The 22,933-nt window shown below is 67.0% G+C and carries 27 protein-coding genes, 1 other RNA gene and 1 pseudogene; 11 read left to right on the top strand and 18 right to left on the bottom strand.

The window, feature by feature from the left end; all coding sequences use genetic code 11:
- Nucleotides 1-9: 9 nt before the first annotated feature.
- From recR to GH815_RS11150, 7 genes are all read right to left on the bottom strand, one after another.
- Nucleotides 10-609: a recombination mediator RecR gene (gene recR / locus GH815_RS11120; protein WP_153748847.1), complete on the bottom strand. Its 600-nt coding sequence runs from the start codon at nt 607-609 to the stop codon at nt 10-12.
- Between the two features lie 3 nt (nt 610-612).
- The gene (locus GH815_RS11125; RefSeq protein ID WP_153748848.1) at nt 613-957 is read right to left on the bottom strand and encodes a YbaB/EbfC family nucleoid-associated protein; all 345 of its coding nucleotides are present in this window, start codon (nt 955-957) and stop codon (nt 613-615) included.
- A gap of 16 nt (nt 958-973) precedes the next feature.
- Complete coding sequence (locus tag GH815_RS11130) at nt 974-2,719, bottom strand: DNA polymerase III subunit gamma/tau (RefSeq protein WP_153748849.1); 1,746 nt, start codon at nt 2,717-2,719, stop codon at nt 974-976.
- 73 nt (nt 2,720-2,792) lie between these two features.
- Nucleotides 2,793-2,889, bottom strand: an RNA gene (gene ffs / locus GH815_RS11135) — signal recognition particle sRNA small type.
- Between the two features lie 55 nt (nt 2,890-2,944).
- Complete coding sequence (locus tag GH815_RS11140) at nt 2,945-3,478, bottom strand: hypothetical protein (protein ID WP_153748850.1); 534 nt, start codon at nt 3,476-3,478, stop codon at nt 2,945-2,947.
- A 159-nt stretch (nt 3,479-3,637) separates the two neighbouring features.
- Nucleotides 3,638-4,396 carry an Npun_F0296 family exosortase-dependent surface protein gene (locus tag GH815_RS19020; RefSeq protein WP_211365069.1) on the bottom strand — a complete coding sequence of 253 codons (759 nt, stop codon included), beginning with the start codon at nt 4,394-4,396 and terminating at the stop codon, nt 3,638-3,640.
- A gap of 167 nt (nt 4,397-4,563) precedes the next feature.
- Nucleotides 4,564-6,474: a bifunctional 2',3'-cyclic-nucleotide 2'-phosphodiesterase/3'-nucleotidase gene (locus GH815_RS11150; RefSeq protein ID WP_153748851.1), complete on the bottom strand. Its 1,911-nt coding sequence runs from the start codon at nt 6,472-6,474 to the stop codon at nt 4,564-4,566.
- A 243-nt stretch (nt 6,475-6,717) separates the two neighbouring features.
- Between GH815_RS11150 and nudC the strand changes: the two genes are divergently transcribed.
- The 4 genes from nudC to GH815_RS11170 all read left to right on the top strand — a co-directional run bounded on the left by nudC (nt 6,718) and on the right by GH815_RS11170 (nt 11,368).
- Nucleotides 6,718-7,674: an NAD(+) diphosphatase gene (nudC, locus tag GH815_RS11155; protein WP_153748852.1), complete on the top strand. Its 957-nt coding sequence runs from the start codon at nt 6,718-6,720 to the stop codon at nt 7,672-7,674.
- A 33-nt stretch (nt 7,675-7,707) separates the two neighbouring features.
- On the top strand, nt 7,708-8,175 hold the full coding sequence (locus GH815_RS11160) for an SRPBCC family protein (protein WP_153748853.1): 468 nt from the start codon (nt 7,708-7,710) through the stop codon (nt 8,173-8,175).
- Between the two features lie 111 nt (nt 8,176-8,286).
- On the top strand, nt 8,287-10,686 hold the full coding sequence (gene pheT / locus GH815_RS11165; protein WP_153748854.1) for a phenylalanine--tRNA ligase subunit beta: 2,400 nt from the start codon (nt 8,287-8,289) through the stop codon (nt 10,684-10,686).
- Between the two features lie 22 nt (nt 10,687-10,708).
- On the top strand, nt 10,709-11,368 hold the full coding sequence (locus tag GH815_RS11170; protein WP_153748855.1) for a phosphoribosyltransferase: 660 nt from the start codon (nt 10,709-10,711) through the stop codon (nt 11,366-11,368).
- 171 nt (nt 11,369-11,539) lie between these two features.
- Here the strand turns inward: GH815_RS11170 and GH815_RS11175 are convergent, their stop codons facing one another.
- The gene (locus tag GH815_RS11175; protein WP_153748856.1) at nt 11,540-12,241 is read right to left on the bottom strand and encodes a glutathione S-transferase N-terminal domain-containing protein; all 702 of its coding nucleotides are present in this window, start codon (nt 12,239-12,241) and stop codon (nt 11,540-11,542) included.
- 147 nt (nt 12,242-12,388) lie between these two features.
- On the opposite strand from GH815_RS11175, the gene mscL reads away from it, so the two are divergent.
- Complete coding sequence (mscL, locus tag GH815_RS11180) at nt 12,389-12,784, top strand: large-conductance mechanosensitive channel protein MscL (protein WP_153748857.1); 396 nt, start codon at nt 12,389-12,391, stop codon at nt 12,782-12,784.
- A 39-nt stretch (nt 12,785-12,823) separates the two neighbouring features.
- Here the strand turns inward: mscL and ald are convergent, their stop codons facing one another.
- Entirely contained in the window at nt 12,824-13,942 is a 1,119-nt protein-coding gene (gene ald, locus GH815_RS11185; protein ID WP_153748858.1) for an alanine dehydrogenase, read from the bottom strand.
- 137 nt (nt 13,943-14,079) lie between these two features.
- Here ald and GH815_RS11190 point away from each other — a divergent pair, with 137 nt between their 5' ends.
- Complete coding sequence (locus GH815_RS11190; protein ID WP_153748859.1) at nt 14,080-14,538, top strand: Lrp/AsnC family transcriptional regulator; 459 nt, start codon at nt 14,080-14,082, stop codon at nt 14,536-14,538.
- Between the two features lie 25 nt (nt 14,539-14,563).
- Nucleotides 14,564-15,214 carry a class II aldolase/adducin family protein gene (locus GH815_RS11195; RefSeq protein ID WP_407072175.1) on the top strand — a complete coding sequence of 217 codons (651 nt, stop codon included), beginning with the start codon at nt 14,564-14,566 and terminating at the stop codon, nt 15,212-15,214.
- A gap of 101 nt (nt 15,215-15,315) precedes the next feature.
- Here the strand turns inward: GH815_RS11195 and rpsU are convergent, their stop codons facing one another.
- Nucleotides 15,316-15,522: a 30S ribosomal protein S21 gene (gene rpsU, locus GH815_RS11200; RefSeq protein WP_153748861.1), complete on the bottom strand. Its 207-nt coding sequence runs from the start codon at nt 15,520-15,522 to the stop codon at nt 15,316-15,318.
- A gap of 111 nt (nt 15,523-15,633) precedes the next feature.
- Between rpsU and GH815_RS11205 the strand changes: the two genes are divergently transcribed.
- Nucleotides 15,634-16,341 (top strand): COQ9 family protein, encoded by a 708-nt coding sequence (locus GH815_RS11205; RefSeq protein ID WP_211365070.1) that lies wholly within the window; start codon nt 15,634-15,636, stop codon nt 16,339-16,341.
- Nucleotides 16,342-16,349: 8 nt separating this feature from the next.
- Nucleotides 16,350-17,333, top strand: coding sequence for an NAD(P)H-quinone oxidoreductase (locus tag GH815_RS11210; RefSeq protein ID WP_153748891.1), 984 nt, complete (start codon nt 16,350-16,352; stop codon nt 17,331-17,333).
- Between the two features lie 83 nt (nt 17,334-17,416).
- Here GH815_RS11210 and GH815_RS11215 read toward each other — a convergent pair whose 3' ends face one another.
- Nucleotides 17,417-18,046: a ribonuclease T2 family protein gene (locus GH815_RS11215; RefSeq protein ID WP_153748862.1), complete on the bottom strand. Its 630-nt coding sequence runs from the start codon at nt 18,044-18,046 to the stop codon at nt 17,417-17,419.
- A 128-nt stretch (nt 18,047-18,174) separates the two neighbouring features.
- Between GH815_RS11215 and GH815_RS11220 the strand changes: the two are divergent.
- A pseudogene (locus GH815_RS11220) lies at nt 18,175-18,935 on the top strand (DUF1013 domain-containing protein).
- Between the two features lie 24 nt (nt 18,936-18,959).
- Here GH815_RS11220 and GH815_RS11225 read toward each other — a convergent pair.
- On the bottom strand, nt 18,960-19,463 hold the full coding sequence (locus GH815_RS11225; protein WP_153748863.1) for a c-type cytochrome: 504 nt from the start codon (nt 19,461-19,463) through the stop codon (nt 18,960-18,962).
- A 109-nt stretch (nt 19,464-19,572) separates the two neighbouring features.
- Between GH815_RS11225 and GH815_RS11230 the strand changes: the two genes are divergently transcribed.
- A complete protein-coding gene (locus GH815_RS11230; protein ID WP_153748864.1) occupies nt 19,573-20,406 on the top strand; it encodes a prephenate dehydratase in 834 nt (277 codons plus the stop codon).
- 107 nt (nt 20,407-20,513) lie between these two features.
- On the opposite strand, the gene rpmD is transcribed toward GH815_RS11230, so the two are convergent.
- Genes rpmD through rpsN form a run of 6 tightly spaced genes read right to left on the bottom strand, consistent with a single transcriptional unit; the run spans nt 20,514 to nt 22,924 of the window.
- The gene (gene rpmD / locus GH815_RS11235) at nt 20,514-20,705 is read right to left on the bottom strand and encodes a 50S ribosomal protein L30 (protein WP_132545871.1); all 192 of its coding nucleotides are present in this window, start codon (nt 20,703-20,705) and stop codon (nt 20,514-20,516) included.
- A 12-nt stretch (nt 20,706-20,717) separates the two neighbouring features.
- Nucleotides 20,718-21,281 (bottom strand): 30S ribosomal protein S5, encoded by a 564-nt coding sequence (gene rpsE / locus GH815_RS11240; RefSeq protein WP_153748865.1) that lies wholly within the window; start codon nt 21,279-21,281, stop codon nt 20,718-20,720.
- A 10-nt stretch (nt 21,282-21,291) separates the two neighbouring features.
- Nucleotides 21,292-21,651: a 50S ribosomal protein L18 gene (gene rplR / locus GH815_RS11245; RefSeq protein WP_153748866.1), complete on the bottom strand. Its 360-nt coding sequence runs from the start codon at nt 21,649-21,651 to the stop codon at nt 21,292-21,294.
- An 11-nt stretch (nt 21,652-21,662) separates the two neighbouring features.
- On the bottom strand, nt 21,663-22,196 hold the full coding sequence (gene rplF / locus GH815_RS11250; RefSeq protein ID WP_153748867.1) for a 50S ribosomal protein L6: 534 nt from the start codon (nt 22,194-22,196) through the stop codon (nt 21,663-21,665).
- A gap of 11 nt (nt 22,197-22,207) precedes the next feature.
- Nucleotides 22,208-22,606 carry a 30S ribosomal protein S8 gene (gene rpsH / locus GH815_RS11255; protein ID WP_153748868.1) on the bottom strand — a complete coding sequence of 133 codons (399 nt, stop codon included), beginning with the start codon at nt 22,604-22,606 and terminating at the stop codon, nt 22,208-22,210.
- Between the two features lie 12 nt (nt 22,607-22,618).
- Nucleotides 22,619-22,924 (bottom strand): 30S ribosomal protein S14, encoded by a 306-nt coding sequence (rpsN, locus tag GH815_RS11260; protein ID WP_153748869.1) that lies wholly within the window; start codon nt 22,922-22,924, stop codon nt 22,619-22,621.
- Nucleotides 22,925-22,933: the final 9 nt, after the last annotated feature.

A 22,933-nucleotide genomic window follows, 5' to 3' on the forward strand; every position in this document is an offset into this window, starting at 1 on the left:
GAACCGGGCTCAGAACCCCTTGCGCGCCTTCAATGCGGCGCTGATCGTGCCGTCATCCAGATAATCAAGCTCGCCCCCGATCGGCACGCCCTGCGCGAGCGAGGTAATGGCAACCCCCGTCCCGGTCAGTTCCTCGGCGATGTAGTGGGCGGTGGTCTGGCCATCGACCGTGGCGTTCAGGGCAAGGATCACCTCGGAAATCCCCTCGTCCCGCACCCGGGCCACCAGTTCGGGAATGCGCAGATCGGCGGGGCCGACCGCATCCAGCGCCGAAAGCGTGCCGCCAAGAACGTGGTAACGCCCGCGGAACGCGCCGCCCCGTTCCATCGCCCAGAGATCCGCCACATCCTCGACCACGCAGATCTCGCCATTGGCGCGTCGCGGGTCGGTGCAGATCTCGCACAGATCGCCGGTGGTGACATTGCCGCAGCGCGGACATTCGCGCACCGTCTCGGCCAGGCGGCGCAGCGCCTCGGCCAGCGGCGCCAGCAGCACCGCGCGCTTGCGGATCAGATGCAGCACGGCACGCCGGGCCGACCGGGGGCCAAGCCCCGGCAGCCGTGCCATCATCTCGATCAGTGTCTCGATCTCGCGCGGCCGCTCGCCCATGGATCAGATCGGCAGGCCCATCCCCGCGGGCAGGCCCAGTTCCTCGGAGAGCTTGCGGGTTTCTTCCTGGGTCTTCGCCGTCGCCTTTTCCTGAGCGTCCTTGATCGCGGCAAGGATCAGGTCTTCGACCACTTCCTTTTCCTCGGCATTGAAGATCGAGGGGTCGATCTCCAGCGCGGTCAGCGTACCCTTGGCGGTCGCGGTGGCCTTGACCAGCCCCGCACCGCTTTCGCCCACCACCATGGTCGTGGACAGCGTTTCCTGAAGTGCCACCATCTTGGTCTGCATTTCCTGCGCGGCCTTCATCATCTTGGCCATATCGCCAAGACCGCCCAATCCTTTCAGCATCGCGTGTCTCCTTTGCTCAGTCGTCCTCGAAGGGATCCCATTCGTCCTCGACCTCGGGCAGCGCCTCGAGCGCGGCATCCGGAACCGGGGCTTCGGGGGGTCTTATGTCGATGATCTCGGCCTCTGGGAAGACGGCAAAAACGGCCTGCACCAGAGGATGTTCGCGCGCGGCCGCGGTCAGCCGGTCCTCTTCGGCCGCACGGGTCTCGGCGATGGTCGGCGCCCCGCCCGAGGCCACGACCGAGACACCCCAGCGCGCCCCGGTCAGCACCTGCAAGCGCTGGCCAAGCCGCGCGGCCAGATCGCGCGGCGCGTCGGCGGTCGGTTCGAACTCGATCCGGCCGGGGGCATAGCTGACAAGGCGCAGATGGCTTTCCACCTCGACCAGCAGCTTGACGTCGCGGCTGGCGCGGATCAGCTCGACCACCTGCGCAAAGGCGCCATAGGCGGCCAGCGTCGGTTCGGGCGCATGGGCCAGCGCCGTGACCGCGCCGCCGCCGCCGGGTGCCGGACGTGGCATGGCGACCGCCTGCGCGCGTGCGCCCGGCCCCGGCCCGCCGGGCATGGGTCCACCCGTGGGCGCGGGCCCCGTGGGCGGCGTCTCGCGCAACTGGCGGACCAGATCCTCGGGCGTGGGCAGGGTCGAGACATGGGTCAGCCGGATCACCGCCATCTCGGCCGCCATCATCGCATTGGGCGCCTGCGCGACCTCCTCGAGCGCCTTGAGCAGCATCTGCCACATGCGCGCCAGCACCCGCATCGCCAGCCGCTCGGCCATGGCGCTGCCGCGGGCACGCTCGTCGGGGCCCACGGTGGGATCGTCGGCGCCTTCGGGGGTGATCTTGATGACGCTCAGCCAATGCGTGATCTCGGCCAGATCGCGCAGAACCGCCATCGGATCGGCCCCGTCGGCATATTGCGCCGACAACTCGCCCAGCGCGCCCGCCGCGTCGCCCGACACGATCAGATCGAACAGGTCCAGCACCCGGCCGCGATCGGCCAGCCCCAGCATGGCGCGCACCTGATCGGCACCGGTTTCACCCGCGCCATGCGAAATCGCCTGATCCAGAAGGCTCATCGCATCGCGCACCGACCCTTCGGCGGCCCGGGTGATCAGGCCCAGCGCCTCGGCGCTGATCTGCGCGCCTTCCAGTTCCGCGATGCGGCGCAGATGGGCGATCATCACCTCGGGTTCGATCCGGCGCAGGTCGAAGCGCTGGCAGCGGCTCAGCACCGTGACAGGCACCTTGCGGATCTCGGTGGTGGCAAAGATGAACTTCACATGGGCGGGGGGTTCCTCCAGCGTCTTCAGCAACGCGTTGAACGCGTTGTTGGACAGCATGTGAACCTCGTCGATGATATAGATCTTGTAGCGCGCCGAGGCCGCGCGATAGGCCACGCTGTCGATGATCTCGCGGATGTCGCCCACCCCGGTCCGGCTGGCGGCGTCCATCTCCATCACGTCGACATGGCGCCCCTCGGCGATGGAAACGCAATGCTCGCAGACGCCGCAAGGGTCGGTCGTGGGCCCGCCCTGCCCGTCAGCGCCGATGCAGTTCATCCCCTTGGCGATGATCCGCGCGGTGGTGGTCTTGCCGGTGCCGCGGATGCCGGTCATCACGAATGCCTGCGCGATCCGGTCGGCGGCAAAGGCGTTCCGGAGCGTGCGCACCATCGCGTCCTGCCCGATCAGGTCGGCAAAGGTCTGCGGGCGATACTTGCGAGCGAGCACCTGATAGGCGGTGCCTGGGGTCTCGGCCATGGGTCCTCGTGGAATCGCGGGTGCATGCAAGCCTAGGGGCTGCATCCTGCGGCGTCCAGCGCATCGGGGGAAGGGTGAGAGGCTGGACAGCGACCCGAACGGGGCTCGTTACGGCTGCTTCCTTCCGGACCTGACCGGGTTGGCGAGGCGCTCGCCCGCGCCAACCTCTCGCGTCGTTACATAGGCGTCACGCGACGGATTCGCAAGGCTGACCCGTCCGACGCCCTACCGGCAGATCACCCCGCAGGCGGCGCGGGCATCGACCAGAACGGTACGCCGGTTGTACTTGAACGGCCAGATGCCGCAGGAGCGGTCGGTCAGATCGCTTTGCTCGCGCTCGGCGATCACCCGCGTAAAGGTACAGATGCCGGCATTGCCCACCCGTTTCACATGGGTCGCGGCACGTTCCGCGGCGCTGGCCCCCTGGCTCTGCTGCAACTGGATGTTCGGAATCGCGCTCGGCGCAAAGAAGCTTCCGGCCGCGCTGCACCGGTTCTGCGCGTTCGTGGTGTTGATCGGCGTGGGGCAGGCCGTGGCGGCCGCGGCCTCTGCCGCCTCGATCGCGGCATTCCGGGCCGCGGCAAGCACCGCGTTGATGTTGCAGCCCGATGCGCCGCGGGTGCGCTCGACCGTACCGCCCGCGATCCCGTCGTCGCGGCACCAGCCGATCTCGGTCAGGTTGCTCTGCGCCAGAACCGGCGCCGCAGAACAAAGAAGGGCTGCGCCCAGAACGCAGCCCGCAAGCGATTTCCCGATCATGTCCCGTCCCCCATCGCGGCTTTCCCGCATTGCCCCATGCGCACGGCAAGGGGCCTTTGCCTGCGGCATTTGAACACAGATTGCGGGGAATTCCTACCCGACTCACCAAGGGGTTTGGCCCGGGCCAGGTTCGGGAACCGGCCCGGGTCAGCCAGAGTGTCAGCCGCGCACCCGGCGCGCAGCGGCCAGGGCACCAAGCCCGGTCAGCAGCAAGAGCGCCCCCGCCGGAAGCGGGACCGGCGCCACGACATTGCTGAACTCGAACGATCCGCCGCCCATGTAGGCAGAGAACCGGACCGCGTCGAAGTCGACCCCAGAGAAGGAGACATGAACAGCCCCCTGCCCCGGATGCTTGACGATATCGAGATCCCCGAACGAGAGGAATTCTGCGCCCCAGAACGTGCCAACGACCGCGTCGCCCAGCAGGAACTCGACAAGGTTATCGTTGTCGGGCGAGCCCCAGAGCAGCGACAGGACGGAGCGCGTCGAACCAAAGGTCAGCACGGCTTCGTTCCGCGTGCCGAGCGGCACATCGGTAGGCGCGAAAACCGTCCAGAACGGCGTGGTCTCCCAGCCGAGCGGGCCAAGATCGGCGACGTCCTTGCCCAGATAGGTGGCCTCGACCTCGTAGATACCCCCATAGAAGGGCGAACAGGCGAAGCGGCAGGGATCAAGGTCGCGACCGGGGCCGTTGTCGATGCCGAACTCCGCAGTCGGAAGCTCTGTGATCGCGGCTCCTGCCTCCCACGCCGCCCCGTCGGGCAGGGCCGTGCTGGCGGACAAATCGACCTTGCCCCAGGCTTCGGACCCGACGGCAGAGACGGTCACGGTGAGCGCACCGAAGGGAAGCGAGGACGCTTCGGCCAGTGATGCGCCCCCAAGCGCGACGGCAATAACGGGGATGGAAAGGAACTTCATAATCTCGGCCTCCAGATGCCAAAACTCGCCATAAAGTTGTCACGCCTTTGTCTAACATGTGCAAAGAATCGCCGCAATTTCGAACCCGCACGATTCCGTTTCCGTTCTGGAACAGTTGCATTTTCATTACGGAAATCGCGCGCCCGCCCGGCGCGCAGGCCACCGGCCTACAAGGACAGACGAAAACGGATGAACCCGCCCGGTCCATCGCCCGCGGGTTCGAGGTTGAGCGCGGTCATCTGGTCCATGTAGCGCAGCGCGCGCGGGCCGGTTTCGAACAGCACAGTCGTTCCAGGCAGCGGCGCGAAGCGCCAGTTGCCATCGGCGCGGGGGTCGATCAGGCCCTGCTCGGCGATATAGCGCAAGACCACGTCGCGATTGGTATCCGGCGCCTCCAGGATGATCGTGTTCCCCATCGCGCCGGGGAAATCGCCGCCACCGCCCGCGCGATAGCTGTTTGTCGCGATCACGAATTCCATCTCGTCGCTCACCGGCTGCCCCTGCCAGGTCAGATCCACGATCCTCCGGGCCGACGGGTCGATCAGCCGCCCCTTCGCATCGAAGCGCGACGGCTGGCTCAGGTCGATCCGGTATGCGACCCCGTCGATCACGTCGAAATGGTAGCTGGGAAAATCGGGGTTCAGCAGCAACTGGTCCTGCATGCCCGGCACGATCCGGTTGAACATCCCCGCCGAGCGTTCGAGCCAGCCGCGCAACTCCGCCCCGTTGACCCGGACCGCACGCAGCTTGTTGGGAAAGAGGTACAGATCGGCCACATGCTTGATCGCGATCTCGCCCGCGGGCACGTCGGTATAATGGTCCGGCCCCCCGCGCCCGCCCGCCTTGAACGGCGCGGCCGCCGACAGCAGCGGCAGGCCCTCATGCGGGGTGCCCTTCAGCATGTCGTCAACGTACCACATCTGGGCGTTGGCAACGATCTGCACCGACGGGTCATCGGCCACCAGGGCGAAATAGCTGAACAGCGGGGCCGTGCTTCGCCCCACCGGGCGGCGGATATAGCGCAGCGTCTCGCGATGCTCGGTCGCGACCGCGTCAAGCACATGGCGTTCGCTCTCGACCAGGGGCGTGACCGTGCAATCCTCGTTGCGGCGCGAGATGGGGCGCAGTGCGCTTTCATGCCCGACGATCCGCCAGCCATTGCCCGCCTGTTCCAGCATCAGGTCGATCACCCCCAGATGCGACCCCCAGAACCCGCCCATCACCGCGGGCTTGCCATGGATCGTGCCCCGTTCGGCATCGACACACGCGATGCCGTCGAAACCCGGACCGGGAAAGGACAGATGCTGGTGGCCGGCCATCACCGCGTCGATCCCCTCGACCGCGGCCAGCGGCACCGAGGCGTTTTCCTGTCCCGGCACATGGCACGGCTCGCCGATGCCCGAATGGTTCAGTGCGACCACGATATCCGCGCCCTCGGCCTTGATCACCGGCAGCCAGGCGCGCGCCGTCTCGACGATGTCGCGCACCTTGACCCGGCCCTCCAGATGACGGCGGTCCCAGGTCATCACCTGCGGCGGGGCAAAGCCGATCACGCCGACCCGGACCGGATGCGCAATGCCAGCCCCGTCTGTCAGCATCCGGTCGAGAATGATATAGGGCGGCAGCAGCGGCATGTCCTCGGTCGGCCGGGCGCCCAGCACGCGCACGATATTGGCCGAGACCACCGGAAACGCCGCCCCCGCGATCGACCGCATCGCGAAATCCAGGCCGTAATTGAACTCGTGATTACCCAATGTCGAGGCATCGAACCCGACCACGTTCATCGCCTGGATGATCGGGTGCATGTCGCCCTCGCGCATGCCCCGCTCATAGGCGATGTAGTCGCCCATCGGGTTGCCCTGAAGGAAGTCGCCATTGTCGAACAGCAGCGCGTTGGCCGCCTCGGCCCGAACGCTGGCGACATGGGCGGCGGTACGCGCAAGGCCCACCGTGTCCGCCGGCTCGTCGGCGTAATAGTCGTAGGGATAGATATGGACGTGCAGATCCGTTGTTCCCATCAACCGCAGATGCACCTGACCGGCACCTGCCTGAGAGGAAAAGGAATGCAGCGCGCTCAATGTCTCTTTCCGCGGCGGCGCCGGGCGGTGACGCACGGCGGTTGAGTGTTACGCGCCAGCCCGACACAAGGCGCGCCCGAGGCAATTCCCCGGGCGCCTTGCCTGCCCAACGCCTTGGCGGCATGTGATACAACCCCTTACAGGAGTGCAATACGCGGCTCAACACCCGCTTATGGCGAGTTCGCTTCCCTTCGTGGCCGGGGCATGGCATGGCAGTCAGGGGCCGGAACCGGAGGGCATCGCATGCGGCTGTCAGAGCAGGTGACATTCGGGGGCGGCGGGCTGGACCGTGCCGCGCATCTGCGCGCCGACCCCGCTGCGCTGGACGGTCTGCGCACGACGCCCGGTGCCTGCACGCTGCCGCTCTGGCGGGGCAAGCCGCTGGTCTGTTCCGGCGGGCTGGGCTGGATCGCGCCGGATCACCCCGTCCTGACCGCATCGGGCGGGGACGCGGTGTTCCTGGGTCTCGCCGAGGGCGCGCCGCGCTTTGCGGTGGACCTGTCCGACTGGCAACCCGCCGAACTGCCCGACACGCTGGGCGCGTTTCTCGACCCCTCGGAACAGCGCCATCCCGGCCTGCCCGAAGCGCATGTCTTCGCCGAATTGCGGCGCGTGATGACGGGGCTTTCGCCGCTGGAGGCCGAGCTTGCCGCAACCGCCCGGGCGGTGCTGGGCTGGCACGCGACGCACCGCTTCTGCGCCCGCTGCGGCACCGCCAGCCAGCCTGAACAGGCCGGTTGGCAGCGCATTTGCCCCGATTGCGGCGCCGCCCATTTCCCGCGCACCGATCCGGTTGTCATCATGCTGATAACCGATGGCAATTCCGTGCTTCTGGGGCGCGGGCCGGGCTGGCCCGAAGGGATGTTCTCGCTTCTGGCGGGGTTTGTCGAACCGGGCGAAACCGTCGAGGCCGCGGTGCGCCGCGAGGTCGCCGAGGAAGCCGGGATCCGCGTCGCCGAAGTCGGCTATCTGGCCAGCCAGCCCTGGCCCTTCCCGTCCTCGCTGATGATCGGCTGCCGTGGCCGCGCCACCAGCCACGAGATCACGCTGGACCCCGCCGAGCTGGAGGCCGCCCGTTGGGTCAGCCGTGAGGATCTGCTGGCCGCCTTTGCCGGAGAGCGCACCGATATCCTGCCCGCGCGAAAGGGCGCGATTGCCCATGTCATCCTGCGTTTGTGGCTTGCGGACCGGCTGGATTGACGCGACAAAAATGGCATAGTGCCTGGAGGCGCCATGAAATTCTCGACACGCGAAGATATCGGGCTTTCGATCGAAGAGGTGTTTTCGGTCCTTACGGATTTCGACCGCCTGCAACGGGCCGCGATGCGGCGGGGCGCCGTGGTGACCCGGGTTGACACGCTGGCCGCGCCGGGGCCCGGCATGGCCTGGGCCGCGCAGTTCACCTTTCGCGGCAAGCCCCGCTGGGTTCACACCGAACTGACAGGGTTCCGACCGCCCGAAACCCTGGTCGTGCAGTCCACGATCAGCGGCCTGACCAGCGTCGGCACCGTCGATCTTGTCCAGCTTTCGCCTGCCCAGACCCGCATCGCGGTGGCGGTCGACCTGCGCCCGCAAACGGTCCCGGCGCGGCTGTTCCTTCAGACCCTGCGGATGGCCAAGGGGCGCATGTCCGACAGGTTCACCTCTGGCGTCGCCCGCTTCGCCCGCGACCTGGAGGCCGGCAGGTTCCACGACCTCTGACCGCCGACGGTCCGGCCGGCCCGCGCCCCCGTCCCGCCACCCCTTTCCCAGCCGCGCCCTTTGGGCTAGAGACACGCGCAACCGGCGACCCATGGACAGACGGCAGATCGCATGAAATTCACCCTCTCCTGGCTCAGGGACCACCTCGAGACCGAGGCCACCCTTGACGACATCCTTTACGCGCTGACCGATCTGGGGCTCGAGGTCGAGGGGATCGCGAACCCCGCCGTCAAGCTTGAGGAATTCACCATCGGCCGCGTGCTGAAGGCCGAGAAGCATCCCGATGCCGACCGGCTGCGCGTCTGCCAGGTCGCCACCAGCCAGGGCGAAAAACAGATCGTCTGCGGCGCCCCCAATGCCCGCGAAGGCATCACCGTCGTCGTGGCGCATCCGGGCACCTACATTCCCGGCATCGACACGATCATCCAGGTCGGCAAGATCCGCGGCGTCGAAAGCCACGGCATGATGTGTTCGGAACGCGAGATGGAGCTGTCCGAGGAACATGACGGCATCATCGAACTGCCCTCGGGCGAGGTCGGCGAGCGTTTCGTCGACTGGCTGGCAAAGAACGATCCGGCCCGCGTCGACCCGGTGATCGAGATCGCCATAACCCCCAACCGTCCCGACGCGCTTGGCGTGCACGGCATCGCCCGCGACCTTGCCGTGCGCGGCATCGGGCGACTGAAACCGCTGGTGGCGGACCCGGTACCCGGCGCCTTCCCCTGCCCCATTTCCGTCACCATTGCCCCCGAACTTCGGGCCAAAGGCTGCCCGCATTTCACCGGCCGCCTGATCCGCGGCGTCACCAACGGCCCCAGCCCGCGCTGGCTTCAGGACCGGCTCAAGGCGATCGGGCTGCGCCCGATTTCGGCGCTGGTCGATATCACCAATTTCTTCACCTATGACCAGAACCGCCCGCTGCACGTCTTCGACGCCGATATCGTCAAGGGCGGCCTGCGCATCCACCCCGCCGAGGGCGGCGAGACGCTGACCGCGCTGGACGGCAAGGACTATGCCTTTGCCCCCGGTATGATGGTCATTTCCGACGACAGCGGCCCCGAAAGCATCGCGGGCGTGATGGGCGGCGCCCATACCGGCGTGACCGAGGAAACCGTCAACGTCTTTCTCGAAAGCGCCTGGTGGGATCCGATCACCATCGCCACGACGGGCCGCGCGCTGCGCATCAACTCGGATGCCCGCTACCGCTTCGAACGCGGCGTGGACCCGGCCCATACCCTGCCGGGGCTCGAGGCCGCGACGCGGATGATCCTCGATCTGTGCGGCGGCGAACCCTCCGACGTGGTGGCCGATGGCGCCGCCCTCGACACCGCCCGCGCCTATCGGCTGGACACCGACCGGGTGGCCCGTCTGGTCGGCATGGACATCCCGGCCGAGGACCAGCGCGCCACGCTGACCGCGCTGGGCTTCCGGATCGCGGACGACATGGCCCATGTCCCGTCCTGGCGGCCCGATGTGCTGGGCGAGGCCGATCTGGTCGAGGAAGTCGCCCGCGTCACCTCGCTCACGAAACTTCAGGGCAAGCCGCTGCCCCGGCTCCATGTCGGCGTGCCCACCGGCATCCTGACGCCGATGCAGAAACGCGAGGCCGCCGCCCGGCGCAGCTGTGCCGCACTCGGCTACAACGAATGCGTCACCTATTCCTTCATCGACCGCGCCAGTGCGGCCCTGTTCGGCGGCGGCGATCAGGCCACCGCGCTGGAAAACCCGATCTCCAGCGAAATGAGCCATATGCGCCCCGCGCTGCTGCCGGGCCTGTTGCAGGCCGCCGCCCGCAACCAGGCGCGCGGCTTCGCCGATCTGGCCCTGTTCGAGGTCGGCCCCGCCTTTCACGGCGCCGAACCGGGCGAGCAACACCTGCTGGCCACCGGCCTGCTGACCGGCCATGCCGGGCCGCGCGACCCGCATGGCTCGCGCCGACCGGTCGATATCTATGATGCCAAGGCCGATTGCGAGGCCGTGCTGGCCGCCATCGGCGCCCCCGCCCGCGCGCAAATCCTGCGCGGCGCCTCCGGCTGGTGGCACCCGGGACGGCATGGCATGATCTGCCTCGGCCCGAAAAAACTGCTGGCGGTCTATGGCGAGTTGCACCCGAAAGTCCTGCGCGAGATGGACGTCAAGGGCCCGGCCATGGCCTTCACCATCTGGCTTGAGGAACCGCCGATGCCGCGCAAGTCCGGCGCCACGCGCGAGGCGCTGGGCGTCTCCGACTATCAGGCCGTGGAACGCGATTTCGCCTTCGTGCTCGATGCCAGGGTCGAGGCTCTGAACGTGGTCAATGCCGCCGCAGGCGCCGACAAGACCCTGATCGAGGAGGTCCGCGTCTTCGACGAATTCATCGGCGGCACCCTGGGCGAGGGCCGTAAATCGCTCGCGATCACCGTGCGGCTGCAACCGATGGACCGCACGCTGACCGAGGACGAGATCGAGGCGGTCAGCCGCAAGATCGTCGAGAAGGTCGAAAAGGCCACGGGCGGCACGCTGCGCGGCTAGGACAACTAGGCCGGGGGGACACATGTTCGAGAACCGCACCGAGGCCGGGCGCCAACTGGCCGAAAAGATCGCCGAGGCCGGGCCCGAAAACCCGCTGGTCCTGGCCCTGCCGCGCGGCGGCGTGCCGGTGGCCCTGCCGATCGCCCGGGCGCTGGGCGCGCCCTTGGACCTTGCCTTCGTGCGCAAGATCGGCATGCCCGGCAATCCCGAACTGGCGGCGGGCGCGGTGGTGGACGGCAATGCCCGCGAGATCGTGTTCAACGACGACGTTCTGGCGATGACCGGCCTCACCCCCGCCGATTTCGCGCCCGAGGTCGAACGCAAGCTGGCCGAAATCGCCGCCCGCCGCGCCCTCTATCTGGGCGAGCGCCCGCCGCAGAAGATCGCTGGCCGCACCGCCATCGTGGTCGATGACGGCATCGCCACCGGCGCCACCATCCGCGCCGTGCTGCGCGCGCTCCGCAAACGCGGACCGATCGAGACCTGGCTTGCCGTGCCCGTCGGCCCGCAGGAAATGATCTGGCAGATGCGCGGCATGACCGACCGGCTGTTCTTCCTCGAAGCCCCGCGCGACTTCCGGGCCGTCAGCGCGCATTACAGGCAGTTCGACCAGGTCGAGGATGACGAGGTCGTGCAGATGCTGCGCACCACCTGGGCCGAGCAGGACGCGCGCAAGGCCTGACGCCCTGATCCCTGACCGACCGGGAAAGGGGGGCGCTGCCCCCCGTCCTTGCGGACTCCCCCCGGGATATTTGCGGCCAGAAGAAGGGCAGCGACCCTCTGTCTTCTTCTTGGTAAAAATACCCAAATCCGGCGCTTGCCGCAGCGCCGCCGGTCGGGGCAGGGGGCGGCGTCACGCCCTCGGCGGCTGGACAAGCCCGCGCTGCACGGCCGGGCGGGCAAGAAAGCGGTCGAGCCAGCCTTGCAGGTTGGAAAAAACGTCCCAGCCGACCAGATCCCCCGCCTCATAGCCGACCAGCACATTGCGCAGCCAGGGCAGGATCGCGATATCGGCGATGGAATAGTCGTCGCAGATCCAGGCGCGCCCCTCCAGCCGCTTGTCCAGCACCGTCAGCAGGCGCCGACTTTCCGCCACATAGCGCTCACGCGGACGCGGATCCTCGATCTCGGCGCCCTTGTATTTCACGAAGTATCCCATCTGCCCGAACATCGGTCCGACGCCGCCCATCTGGAACATCAGCCATTGCAGCACCTCGTGGCGGGCGCGCGGCCCGGTCGGCAGGAACATCCCGGTCTTCTCGGCCAGATAGATCAGGATTGCCCCGCTTTCGAACAACGCCATGGGCGCGCCTTCCGGCCCTGCGGGGTCGATGATCGCGGGGATCTTGTTGTTGGGGTTGAGCGACAGGAACGCCTCGGTCATCTGGTCGCCCGCATTGATGTCGACCCGGTGCGCGTCATAGGGCAGGCTGGTTTCCTCGAGCAGGATCGACACCTTGACCCCGTTCGGCGTGGGGTAGGAATAAAGCTGGATCGCCTGCGGATCGCGGGGCGGCCAGCGGTGCGTCACGGGAAAATCGGCAAGCGTCGTCATCGGCCCCTCCTGCGCGGTCATTCACAGGTCTTGTCGGGCTCTGGTGCAAGAATTGCAACACGGCCAGCCGGGCCGCGTGCTAACCTTTCCCGTCTGTCGCGCGAATGACGGCAGAGGGACGGACGTACCATTTCCAGTGGAGCGAACATGCTGAAGGAATTTCGTGATTTCATCGCCCGGGGCAATGTCATGGACATGGCCGTGGGCATCATCATCGGGGCGGCATTCACCGCCATCGTCACCTCTCTGGTCGAGGACATGATCAACCCGATCATCGGATTGTTCATCGGCGGCGTCGATTTCTCGGGGCTCGCGCTCAGGGTCGGCGAGGGCGACAATGCAGGCGTCTTCGCCTATGGCAAGTTCATCACCGCGCTGATCAATTTCCTGATCATCGCCTGGGTCGTCTTCCTGCTGGTCAAGGGGGTGAACCGGGTCAAGGACATAGCGATCAAGGCCGAGAAGGCCGCCGCGCCGCCGCCCGGCCCCAGCCAGGAGGATCTGCTGATCGAAATCCGCGACGCCCTGCGCGCCCGCGGCTGATCGTGGCCTGGGCGCCCGGCAACATCCGGGTGCCCCGGCTCAGAGCCGCAGCGCCAGATGCGGCGACAGCACGTCGATGCCCTGCGCCTTGCCCGCACCATAGCAGGTCAGGTGCCCCTGATGGGTGTTGAGCCCGGCCAGCAGATGCGGGTCGTCCTCGCAGGCCCGCCGCCAACCCTTGTCCGCCAGCGCCAGCAGGAAGGGCATCGTGGCATTGCCCAAGGCCAGGGTCGAACTGCGCGGCACCGCGCCGGGCATGTTGGCCACGCAGTAATGCACCACGCCGTCGACCTCGTAGATCGGGTTTTCATGCGTCGTGGGGCGCGAGGTCTCGAAGCACCCGCCCTGGTCGATGGCTACATCCACCAGCACCGCGCCGGGCTTCATCCGCGCCAGATCGGCCCGGGACACCAGTTTCGGCGCCGCGGCGCCGGGGATCAGCACGGCCCCCACCACCATGTCGGCCCGCTCCAGCAAGGCGCCCAGCGCCCCGGCCGAGGAATGGCGCGTGCGCATCAGCGGCCCGAACAGGTCATCCAGCATCCGCAGCCGCGCCAGCGAGCGGTCCAGCACCGTCACCGCCGCCCCCATCCCGGCCGCGATCCTTGCTGCATGAGTGCCGACGACGCCACCCCCGATCACTACCACCTCGGCCGGGGCCACGCCCGGCACGCCGCCCATCAGCACCCCGCGCCCGCCATTGGCCTTTTGCAGCGCCCAGGCGCCGACCTGCGGCGCAAGCCGCCCCGCCACCTCGGACATCGGCGCCAGCAAGGGCAGCCCGCCCCCCGCATCGGTCACGGTCTCATAGGCAATGGCGGTGACCCCGCTGGCCAGCAGATCGCGCGTCTGGTCGGGATCGGGGGCAAGATGCAGATAGGTGAACAGCACCTGCCCCGCGCGCAGCAGCGCCCGTTCCCCCGCCTGCGGCTCCTTGACCTTCACGACCAGTTCGGCACACGCAAAGACCTCCTCGGCACTGTCCGCCAGCATCGCCCCCGCCGCGGCATAATCGGCATCGGCAAAGCCCGCGCCCAGCCCCGCGCCCCGTTCCACCAGCACCTCATGGCCATGGGCCACCGCCTCGCGCGCGGCATCCGGCGTCAGCCCGACGCGGTACTCCTGCGGCTTGATCTCCTTAGGGCATCCGATGCGCATTGGTCTCCCCTCCCTCTCATGGGGCCAGAATGGCGCAGCCAGCGGGGGAATGCATCGAAATCCGGCCATGATCGCGCGTGCCCTTGCGGCAGATCCGTGCAAGGATGGGATCAGATGGCGAAGGATCCACCACACGCATGCAGCTTGACGACACCGACCGCCGCCTGTTGCGGGTCTTGCAGAAGGAAGGCCGAATCTCGAATGCCGAACTCAGCGAGCGGGTGAACCTCTCGCCCTCGGCCTGTCACCGCCGCGTCGCCCGGCTGGAACGCGACGGCTTCATCCGCGATTACGTTGCCCTGCTGGATGCGCGCAAGGTGGCCCGCCCGACCACCGTCTTTGTCGAGATCACGCTGTCAGGCCAGGCCGACGAGGTGCTGGAGGCCTTCGAAAAGGCCGTCTCCCGGGTGCCCGACGTGCTGGAATGCCACCTGATGGCGGGCAGCGCCGATTACCTGCTCAAGATCGTGGCCGAGGACAGCGAGGATTTCGCCCGCATCCACCGCCAGCACCTGACCCGCCTGCCGGGCGTGGCGCGGATGCAGTCGTCTTTCGCGCTGAGGACAGTGTTCAAGACCACCGCCCTGCCGCTATAGGGGGCGCAAACTGATGGAGGCTGCGATGGGCAAGGAAAAGGACAAGCGCAAGGCGATCGTTGCCGCCTGCCGCAAGATGAACGCGGTCGGGCTGAACCAGGGCAGTTCCGGCAATATCAGCATGCGCCACCGCGACGGGCTTCTGGTCACGCCCAGTTCCATCCCCTACGAGCAGATGACGCCCGAGGATATCGTCTTCCTCGACATGGACGGCACGGCGCACGGGGACCGCAAGCCCTCCTCCGAATGGCGCTTTCACCGCGACATCCTGGCCCGCCGCCCCGATCTGGGCGCCGTGGTCCATGCCCATGCGCCCTATTGCACGACGCTCGCGATCCTGCACAAGGAGATCCCGCCCGTGCATTACATGATCGCCGCGGCGGGCGGCAGCACCATCCGCTGCGCGCGCTATGAAACCTTCGGCACCCAGGCCCTGTCCGAGGCCGTGATCGAGGCGATGGAGGGGCGCAAGGCCTGCCTGATGGCGCATCACGGCATGATCGCGGCCGAGGCGACGCTGGACAAGGCCATGTGGCTTGCCGTCGAGGTCGAGGCGCTGGCCCGCCAGTATCACGGCGCGCTGCAACTGGGCGAACCGCCGGTGCTGTCCGAAGCGCAGATGGCCGAGGCCATGGCGCAATTCGCGGGCGGCTACGGGCAGGGCGGCAAGGGCTGAGCCAGGCAGATTACCCGGAGACTGAAAAAACAAACCCCCGGGCCGGAGCCGCGGGGGTCGTCGTACCGGGGCCGGAGCCCCCGTTCGCCATGTCGACGGGCTTAGACGAGCCCTTCGCGCTGGGCTTTCTTGCGCGCCAGCTTCCGGGCACGGCGGATGGCCTCGGCCTTCTCGCGCGCCTTCTTCTCGGACGGTTTCTCGAAATGCTGCTTGAGCTTCATTTCCCGGAACACGCCCTCGCGCTGAAGCTTCTTCTTCAGCGCACGAAGTGCCTGATCGACATTGTTGTCGCGAACGCTTACCTGCATGTGGTTGTCACCACCTTCCTTGTTAGAGTTGCCTTCGTCAGCAGGAGGTGGTCCTATAACAAAGCCCCGATAGCTTGTCCATAGACCCACCCGACCACAGGAGCGCCCGGAATGACCGACACGCCGACCGGCATGGATCAGATCAAGGACCGTCTGCTGGATGCGGCGCTGCTGCATGTGCCCTTCGACGGATGGAGCGAGGCCGCCTTTCGCGCGGCGATGTCGGATACCGGCATCGAGCCGCAGATGGCCCGCGCGGCCTGTCCCCGCGGCGCGGTCGATCTGGCGGTGGCCTATCACCTGCGCGGCGATGCCGAGATGGTGCGCCGGATGCACCGCACCGACCTGACCGATATGCGCATCCGCGACAAGGTGGGGCTGGCGATCCGCTACCGGATCGAGGCGGCCGAGGACAAGGAACTGGTGCGTCGCGGCGCCACGCTGTTCGCCCTGCCGCAGCACGCGGCCGAAGGCTCGCGGCTGGTCTGGGGCACCGCCGACCGGATCTGGACGCTGCTGGGCGATACGTCCGAGGATGTGAACTGGTACACCAAACGCGCCTCGCTTTCGGCGGTCTATGGCTCAACCGTGCTGTACTGGCTGGGCGACGAGACGCCGGGCGAACAGGCGACGTGGGAGTTTCTCGACCGCCGCATCGGCAATGTGATGGACTTCGAAAAGGCCAAGGCGCAACTGCGCAAGAACCCGCTTTTCAAGCCCTTCCTTGCGGGTCCCGACTTCCTTGCCCGCCAGATCCGCCCGCCCCATGCCCGGCCGCGCCATCGCATGCCGGGCTGGCTGTCGCCGCGAACGGAGTGACCATGACCCTGCCTGCCACGATGCGCGCCGTCGAGATTTCGGAACCCGGCGGCCCCGAGGTTCTGCGCCTGACCGACCGCCCCGTGCCCGTGCCCGGGGCGGGTGAAATCCTGATCCGGCTGGCCTATGCGGGCGTCAACCGGCCCGACGCGCTGCAACGCGCGGGTCTTTACGCGCCGCCGCCCTGGGCCTCCGACCTGCCGGGGCTGGAAGGTGCGGGCGAGGTGGTCGCCATCGGCCCGGATGTTGCCGGCATCGCGGTGGGCGATCAGGTCTGCGCCTTGCTGCCGGGCGGGGGATATGCGGAATATGTCGTGACACCCGCCGCCCATGCCCTGCCCGTACCCGAGGGGCTGGACCTGAAACAGGCCGCCTGCCTGCCCGAGACCTTCTTCACCGTCTGGTCCAATGTCTTCATGCGCGGCGGGCTCAAGGCGGGCGAGCGGTTCCTGGTCCATGGCGGATCGTCCGGCATCGGCACCACCGCGATCCAGTTGGCAAATGTCTTCGGCGCGCGGGTCTTCACGACTGCGGGCAGCGCCGAAAAATGCGCGGCCTGCCGCGATCTGGGCGCCGAGCGCGCGATCAACTACCGCGAGGAGGATTTCGCCGAGGTGCTGCGCGCCGAAGGCGGGGCCGACCTGATCCTGGATATGGTGGGGGGTGACTACCTGCTCAAGAACGTGCGCGCGCTGGCCGATGAGGGGCGGCTGGTGCAGATCGCCTTTCTCAAGGGGTCCAAGGTCGAACTGAACTTTGCCCAGGTGATGATGCGGCGGCTGACGATCACCGGCTCGACCCTGCGCCCGCAATCGGATCTGGCCAAGGCGCGGATTGCCGAAGACCTGCGCGACAAGGTCTGGCCGCTGATCGCCGCGGGCCGGGTCAAGCCGGTGATGGACAGCGAGTTCCCCCTGGAACAGGCCGCCGCCGCCCATGCCCGGATGGAATCCAGCGCCCATGTCGGAAAGATCGTGCTGAAGGTGGCCTGACCACCTACGGCCTTGGAGATCCCCTCGAAGCGAGGATCAGACGCCCCGTCCGGGCGGGGCCGACTACCCCGCCGGATCGCCGCCTACCGGATCGGGTCCATCAGCGCGTCGCGCAGGTCGCAATCCTCGACCACGTCATCGCCGCACAACCGGGGTTTCAGATCGCGGGTCAGGCATAGCCGTGCCTCCTGGATGCGGCCCGCCTTGCAGGTGATCGTCAGCATGTCGGGCCGCCAGGTCGGGTTGGCCTGAAGAAAGGTCTCCTCGACCACGGCGGCAGGCAGGCGCACATTGTCCGTGAACTTGCGAAACGCCTCGGGCCGGGTCACTGCCGCATAGGCGCGCCGGGACAGCGCGAAATATTCGGTCGCCGACAGGCCCGAACAGCGCCCGTGCTTGTTCCACTGATGCCAGGCAAGCCCCGCGCTGCCCATGATGTCGGTCATCGCACGGGTTTCGGCACGGGACGGGCTTTGCGCGGTGGTCGGGCAATAGCTTGGCCAGCCGCGTTCGTATTGCGGCCAGAGCCCGTGCAGCGTCCAGCCATGGCCGGTGCCCTCGGCGCATTGCGGACTGCCCCGCGCATCGCCCTCAAGCGCGCACCAGGTGGGCGACCAGCTCAGCGCCAGCACGTAGTAGTCGAAACTGCCACTCGTCTCGCCCGCGGCGCGGGTGATCGTGGCGGTCAGAAGCAGCAGGACAAGCCAGCGCATTTTCTCTTTTCTCCGGGCCCGTAGCCGACTATACAGACGCCCAACCTCCCCGAAAACGAGGATCGGCGCCAGAGCGGCGCAGCCGTTTTCCCGGCTGGGGAGACCGTTGTTCGAGAGGAGTTGAACCCATGAACAAGCCGATCATGGCAAAAGCGACCGCTGTCTGGCTGGTAGACAACACGACGCTGACATTCAAGCAGATCGCGGATTTCTGCGGCATGCACGAGCTTGAGGTTCAGGGCATCGCCGATGGCGACGTGGCCGCAGGCGTCAAGGGCTTCGACCCGATCGCCAACAACCAGCTTGATCCCATCGAGATCGAGAAGGGCGAAAAGAACCCGGTTTACAAGCTCAAGCTCAAGTTCAACCCCGCCGCGGTCGGCGAGGAAAAGCGCCGCGGGCCGCGCTATACGCCGCTGTCCAAGCGCCAGGACCGCCCGGCGGCGATCCTGTGGCTGGTCAAGTTCCACCCCGAACTTGCCGATGGCCAGATCGCCAAGCTGGTCGGCACCACCAAGCCGACGATCCAGACGATTCGCGAGCGTACGCACTGGAACATTTCGAACATCCAGCCGATCGACCCGGTGGCGCTGGGCCTGTGCAAGCAGACCGAACTGGACGCTGCCGTTCACAAGGCCGCCAAGAAGAAGGCCGCCGAGGGCGGGTTGATGACGGATGACGAGCGGCGCAAGCTGGTCTCGACCGAGCAATCGCTCGAGATGGCGCCCGAGCCGCGGCTGCCCACGGCGATCTCGGGGCTCGAAACCTTTACGCTGACGCGCATGACGACGATGACGAGGAAGACGACCTGCCCGACGCGGACAGCTTCTTCAACCTGCCCGACAGCGACGAGGACGACGACGAAGACGATCAGGCAAGCGGGCGCTGAGCGCCCGCCCCTGCCCCGTCCGGATCACATGCCAAGCGTTTGCAGATAGGCGATGAGGTCGGCACGGTCGCTGGCCCGGCGCATCCCGGAATAGGTCATCGCGGTGCCGCGGGCAAAACCCTGGGGATTGGTGATGAGGGCGTCGATCCGCTCGGGCGTCCAGACGCCCTCCAGCCCCGAGAACGCGGCGGAATAGCGGAAATCGTCGAACGAGGCGATATCGCGTCCGATGACGCCGTAAAGCGAGGGGCCGACCGCGTGAACGCCCTCTTCGACCCGGTGGCAGGCCTGGCAATCGCGGAACGCGCGCTCGCCCCTGGCCGGGTCGGCGCTGGCCATCAGTTCCTCGAAGCTCGGCGCCTCAACCGCAGCGGCGGCCGGCGCATCGTCGGGAAGGATCACATAGGCAGGTTGGTCGAGGCCCGGATTGGTGAAAAGCCCGCTGGCCGCAAGGTTCATCACATAGAAGATAGCCCCGGCCAGACAGACGGCAGCAATGGCTTTCAGAACAGCAAACAGTGCCGACATATCACTTTTCCCCCGTTTCCCGCCCCCTTCCTAAGCGCTTCAACTTGGCCATTGCAAGGTTTATCAACCCCGGGAACACCCCACCGACCGAACGAGGAGCGGCCGAGCCATGATCCGACGCATCGCCTTTCAGGGAGAGCCCGGCGCCTATTCGCACCAGGCCTGCCATGACGCCCGCCCCGAGATGGAGGCCGTGCCCTGCCGCACCTTCGAGGATGTGATCGATGCCGTGCGCAGCGGCACGGCGGATCTGGCGATGCTGCCGGTCGAGAATTCGACCTATGGCCGCGTCGCCGACATCCACCAGCTCCTGCCCGATTCCGGGTTGCATATCGTCGACGAAGCCTTTGTGCGGGTGCATATCAACCTGCTTGCGGTGCCCGGCGCGCGGCTGGACGAGATCACCCACGCAATGAGCCATACGGTGCTGCTGGGTCAGTGCCGCGATTTCCTGCGCGCCCATGGCATCCATCGGGTCACAGGCGCCGACACGGCCGGGTCGGCGCGCCATGTGGCCCAGACCGGCGACCGGACGCTGGCCGCGCTGGCGGGCGATCTGGCGGCCGAGATCTACGGGCTGGACGTGCTGGCCCGCCATATCGAGGACCATGACAAGAACACCACCCGATTCCTTCTGATGGCGCGCAAGCCCGACTGGTCGCGGCGCGGCGATCTGGGCACCATGACGACCTTCGTCTTCCAGGTCCGCAACATCCCGGCCGCGCTTTACAAGGCGATGGGGGGCTTTGCCACCAACGGGGTGAACATGACCAAGCTGGAAAGCTACATGGTCGACGGCTCGTTCACCGCCACCCAGTTCTACGCCGATATCGAGGGCCATCCCGAAGACCCTAATGTCAGGCTGGCGCTCGAGGAACTGGACTACTTCACCACCAAGATGGAGATCCTCGGCGTCTATCCGGCGGACCGCAGGCGTCACTAGACCCTGCCCCGGCCACAAGTCGCGGATGCGCCATGGACAAGAAAAACGCCCTGTCCTCACGAACAGGGCGTTTTCAATCGTGTAGGGTGGGTCAACCCACCTTCAGATCAGCCGCGCTCTTCGACGATCTCGACGAGATGCGGGATCTTGGCGACCATGCCGCGGATCGAGGGGGTGTCCTCAAGCTCGCGGGTGCGGTGCATCTTGTTCAGGCCCAAACCGATCAGGATCTGGCGCTGGACGGCGGGGCGGCGGATCGGCGAGCCGATCTGCTTGACCACGATGGTCTTCTTGGTCATGGGATCGCCTCCTTACGCTTCGGCGACGGCTTCGGCCGGCGCGTCATCCCGTTTCAGGATGTCGGCCACCTTCTTGCCGCGGCGCTGCGCCACCTGACGGGGCGAGCTTTCCTTGCGCAGCCCGTCGAGCGTCGCGCGGATCATGTTGTAGGGGTTCTGCGAGCCGATGGACTTGGCCACCACGTCCTGAACGCCCAGCATCTCGAACACCGCGCGCATCGGACCGCCCGCGATGATACCGGTCCCTTGCGGGGCCGAGCGCATCACGACGCGGCCCGCGCCATGGCGGCCTTCCATGTCGTGGTGCAGGGTGCGGCCCTCGCGGAGCGGCACGCGCATCATCGAGCGCTTGGCCTGTTCGGTGGCCTTGCGGATCGCCTCGGGCACCTCTTTCGCCTTGCCCTTGCCGAAGCCCACGCGGCCCTTCTGGTCGCCCACGACCACGAGTGCCGCAAAGCCGAAGCGCTTGCCGCCCTTCACGGTCTTGGACACCCGGTTGATCGCCACGAGACGATCGGCGAATTCCGGGGTTTCCTCGCGTTCGCGGCGGTCCCGGCGTTGTTCACGTTCTGCCATGTCTCGTCTCCTAGAACTTCAGCCCGCCCTCACGGGCGGCATCGGCCAGCGCCTTGACGCGCCCGTGATAGAGGTAGCCGCCACGGTCGAAATAGCATTCCTCGACCCCGGCCTGCTTCGCCCGCTCGGCAATCGCCGCGCCGACCTTGGCGGCCGCCTCGACATTGTTCTTGCCGACCACGCCCAGATCCTTTTCGAGGCTGGACGCAGCGGCAAGCGTCACGCCGGCCACATCGTCGATCAGCTGGACGCTGATGTTCTTGTTGCTGCGGAAGACCGACAGGCGCACGCGCCCCGAATTCATCTTGCGCAGTTTGTTCCGGACGCGCAGGCGGCGTTTCTGGAACAGGTCTCTCTTGCTGTTTGCCATCTGTCGCGCCCTTACTTCTTCTTGCCTTCCTTGCGGAAGATGAACTCGCCCTTGTAGCGGATGCCCTTGCCCTTGTAGGGCTCGGGACCGCGCCACTCGCGGATATTGGCCGCGACCTGGCCGACCTGTTGCTGGTCGATGCCTTCGACGATGATCTCGGTCTGCTTCGGCGTCGTCACGGTGACGCCTTGGGGCACCTCGAAATTCACGTCATGGCTGTAGCCCAGGTTCAGCTTGAGCACGTTGCCCTGCACCTGGGCGCGGTAGCCGACGCCCTGGATTTCTAGCTCGCGCTTGAAGCCCTGGGTGACGCCGGTCACCAGGTTCGCGACCATGGTGCGCGACATGCCCCATTGCTGGCGCGCCCGCTTGGAGCTGCCGCGGGGTGTGACGGTGACCGCGCCGTCCTCGACAGCGATGGTCACGTCGTCGGTGGCGGTGAAGCTGCGGGTGCCCTTGGGCCCCTTCACCTCGACGGTCTGGCCGGAGACGGATGCGGTCACACCCGACGGCAGCTCGACCGGTCTTTTGCCAATACGAGACATTGCCTTCCTCCTTAGAACACGGTGCAGAGCACTTCGCCGCCGACATTCGCCGAGCGCGCGGCCGCATCCGACATCACGCCCTTGGAGGTCGAGACGATGGACACGCCGAGCCCCTGGCGAACCTGCGGCAGGTCGCTCACGCTCATGTAGACGCGGCGGCCAGGCTTGGACACGCGTTTGAGTTCGCGGATCACCGGCTGGCCTTCGAAGTATTTCAGGCTGACTTCAAGCTCGGGCAGGCCACCCTGGCCGTCGACCTTGTCATAGCCGCGGATATAGCCCTCGTCCTTGAGCACATCGAGCACCCAGGCGCGCAGCTTGGAGGCCGGCGTGCGGACGGTGGACTTGCCGCGCATCTGCGCGTTGCGGATGCGGGTCAGCATATCGCCGAGAGGATCGTTCACGGACATCTTTTCCCCTCCTTACCAGCTCGACTTCACCATGCCGGGGATCTGGCCGTGAGAGCCGAGTTCCCGGAGCATGATCCGCGAGACCTTGAGCTTGCGGTAATAGGCGTGCGGACGCCCGGTGAGCTGACAGCGGTTGTGCAGCCGCGTCGCGGACGAGTTGCGCGGCAGCTTGGCGAGCTTGAGCCGCGCCTTGAACCGCTCTTCCATCGGAAGATCCTCGTTCTTCGCGATCTCTTTCAGCTTGGCGCGCTTGGCGGCGTGAAGCTGCACAAGGCGCTGGCGCTTGAGTTCGCGTTCGATCATGGATTTCTTGGCCATATCTTCTGT

The sequence above is a fragment of the Rhodovulum strictum genome (assembly GCF_009649175.1).
GTDB lineage: Bacteria > Pseudomonadota > Alphaproteobacteria > Rhodobacterales > Rhodobacteraceae > Rhodovulum > Rhodovulum strictum.

What these genes read in the sequence shown, in the direction of transcription:
- rpmD (WP_132545871.1), bottom strand. Translation starts at nt 20,705, where the DNA reads ATGACCAAGAAGACCATCGTGGTCAAGCAGATCGGCTCGCCGATCCGC.
- pheT (WP_153748854.1), top strand. Translation starts at nt 8,287, where the DNA reads ATGAAATTCACCCTCTCCTGGCTCAGGGACCACCTCGAGACCGAGGCC.
- GH815_RS11130 (WP_153748849.1), bottom strand. Translation starts at nt 2,719, where the DNA reads ATGGCCGAGACCCCAGGCACCGCCTATCAGGTGCTCGCTCGCAAGTAT.
- GH815_RS11175 (WP_153748856.1), bottom strand. Translation starts at nt 12,241, where the DNA reads ATGACGACGCTTGCCGATTTTCCCGTGACGCACCGCTGGCCGCCCCGC.
- GH815_RS19020 (WP_211365069.1), bottom strand. Translation starts at nt 4,396, where the DNA reads ATGAAGTTCCTTTCCATCCCCGTTATTGCCGTCGCGCTTGGGGGCGCA.
- GH815_RS11225 (WP_153748863.1), bottom strand. Translation starts at nt 19,463, where the DNA reads ATGTCGGCACTGTTTGCTGTTCTGAAAGCCATTGCTGCCGTCTGTCTG.
- GH815_RS11125 (WP_153748848.1), bottom strand. Translation starts at nt 957, where the DNA reads ATGCTGAAAGGATTGGGCGGTCTTGGCGATATGGCCAAGATGATGAAG.
- GH815_RS11205 (WP_211365070.1), top strand. Translation starts at nt 15,634, where the DNA reads ATGACCGACACGCCGACCGGCATGGATCAGATCAAGGACCGTCTGCTG.
- mscL (WP_153748857.1), top strand. Translation starts at nt 12,389, where the DNA reads ATGCTGAAGGAATTTCGTGATTTCATCGCCCGGGGCAATGTCATGGAC.
- rpsH (WP_153748868.1), bottom strand. Translation starts at nt 22,606, where the DNA reads ATGTCCGTGAACGATCCTCTCGGCGATATGCTGACCCGCATCCGCAAC.
- rplR (WP_153748866.1), bottom strand. Translation starts at nt 21,651, where the DNA reads ATGGCAAACAGCAAGAGAGACCTGTTCCAGAAACGCCGCCTGCGCGTC.
- GH815_RS11195 (WP_407072175.1), top strand. Translation starts at nt 14,564, where the DNA reads ATGGGCAAGGAAAAGGACAAGCGCAAGGCGATCGTTGCCGCCTGCCGC.
- GH815_RS11170 (WP_153748855.1), top strand. Translation starts at nt 10,709, where the DNA reads ATGTTCGAGAACCGCACCGAGGCCGGGCGCCAACTGGCCGAAAAGATC.
- rpsE (WP_153748865.1), bottom strand. Translation starts at nt 21,281, where the DNA reads ATGGCAGAACGTGAACAACGCCGGGACCGCCGCGAACGCGAGGAAACC.
- ald (WP_153748858.1), bottom strand. Translation starts at nt 13,942, where the DNA reads ATGCGCATCGGATGCCCTAAGGAGATCAAGCCGCAGGAGTACCGCGTC.
- nudC (WP_153748852.1), top strand. Translation starts at nt 6,718, where the DNA reads ATGCGGCTGTCAGAGCAGGTGACATTCGGGGGCGGCGGGCTGGACCGT.
- recR (WP_153748847.1), bottom strand. Translation starts at nt 609, where the DNA reads ATGGGCGAGCGGCCGCGCGAGATCGAGACACTGATCGAGATGATGGCA.
- rplF (WP_153748867.1), bottom strand. Translation starts at nt 22,196, where the DNA reads ATGTCTCGTATTGGCAAAAGACCGGTCGAGCTGCCGTCGGGTGTGACC.
- GH815_RS11140 (WP_153748850.1), bottom strand. Translation starts at nt 3,478, where the DNA reads ATGATCGGGAAATCGCTTGCGGGCTGCGTTCTGGGCGCAGCCCTTCTT.
- rpsN (WP_153748869.1), bottom strand. Translation starts at nt 22,924, where the DNA reads ATGGCCAAGAAATCCATGATCGAACGCGAACTCAAGCGCCAGCGCCTT.
- GH815_RS11160 (WP_153748853.1), top strand. Translation starts at nt 7,708, where the DNA reads ATGAAATTCTCGACACGCGAAGATATCGGGCTTTCGATCGAAGAGGTG.
- GH815_RS11230 (WP_153748864.1), top strand. Translation starts at nt 19,573, where the DNA reads ATGATCCGACGCATCGCCTTTCAGGGAGAGCCCGGCGCCTATTCGCAC.
- rpsU (WP_153748861.1), bottom strand. Translation starts at nt 15,522, where the DNA reads ATGCAGGTAAGCGTTCGCGACAACAATGTCGATCAGGCACTTCGTGCG.
- GH815_RS11190 (WP_153748859.1), top strand. Translation starts at nt 14,080, where the DNA reads ATGCAGCTTGACGACACCGACCGCCGCCTGTTGCGGGTCTTGCAGAAG.
- GH815_RS11215 (WP_153748862.1), bottom strand. Translation starts at nt 18,046, where the DNA reads ATGCGCTGGCTTGTCCTGCTGCTTCTGACCGCCACGATCACCCGCGCC.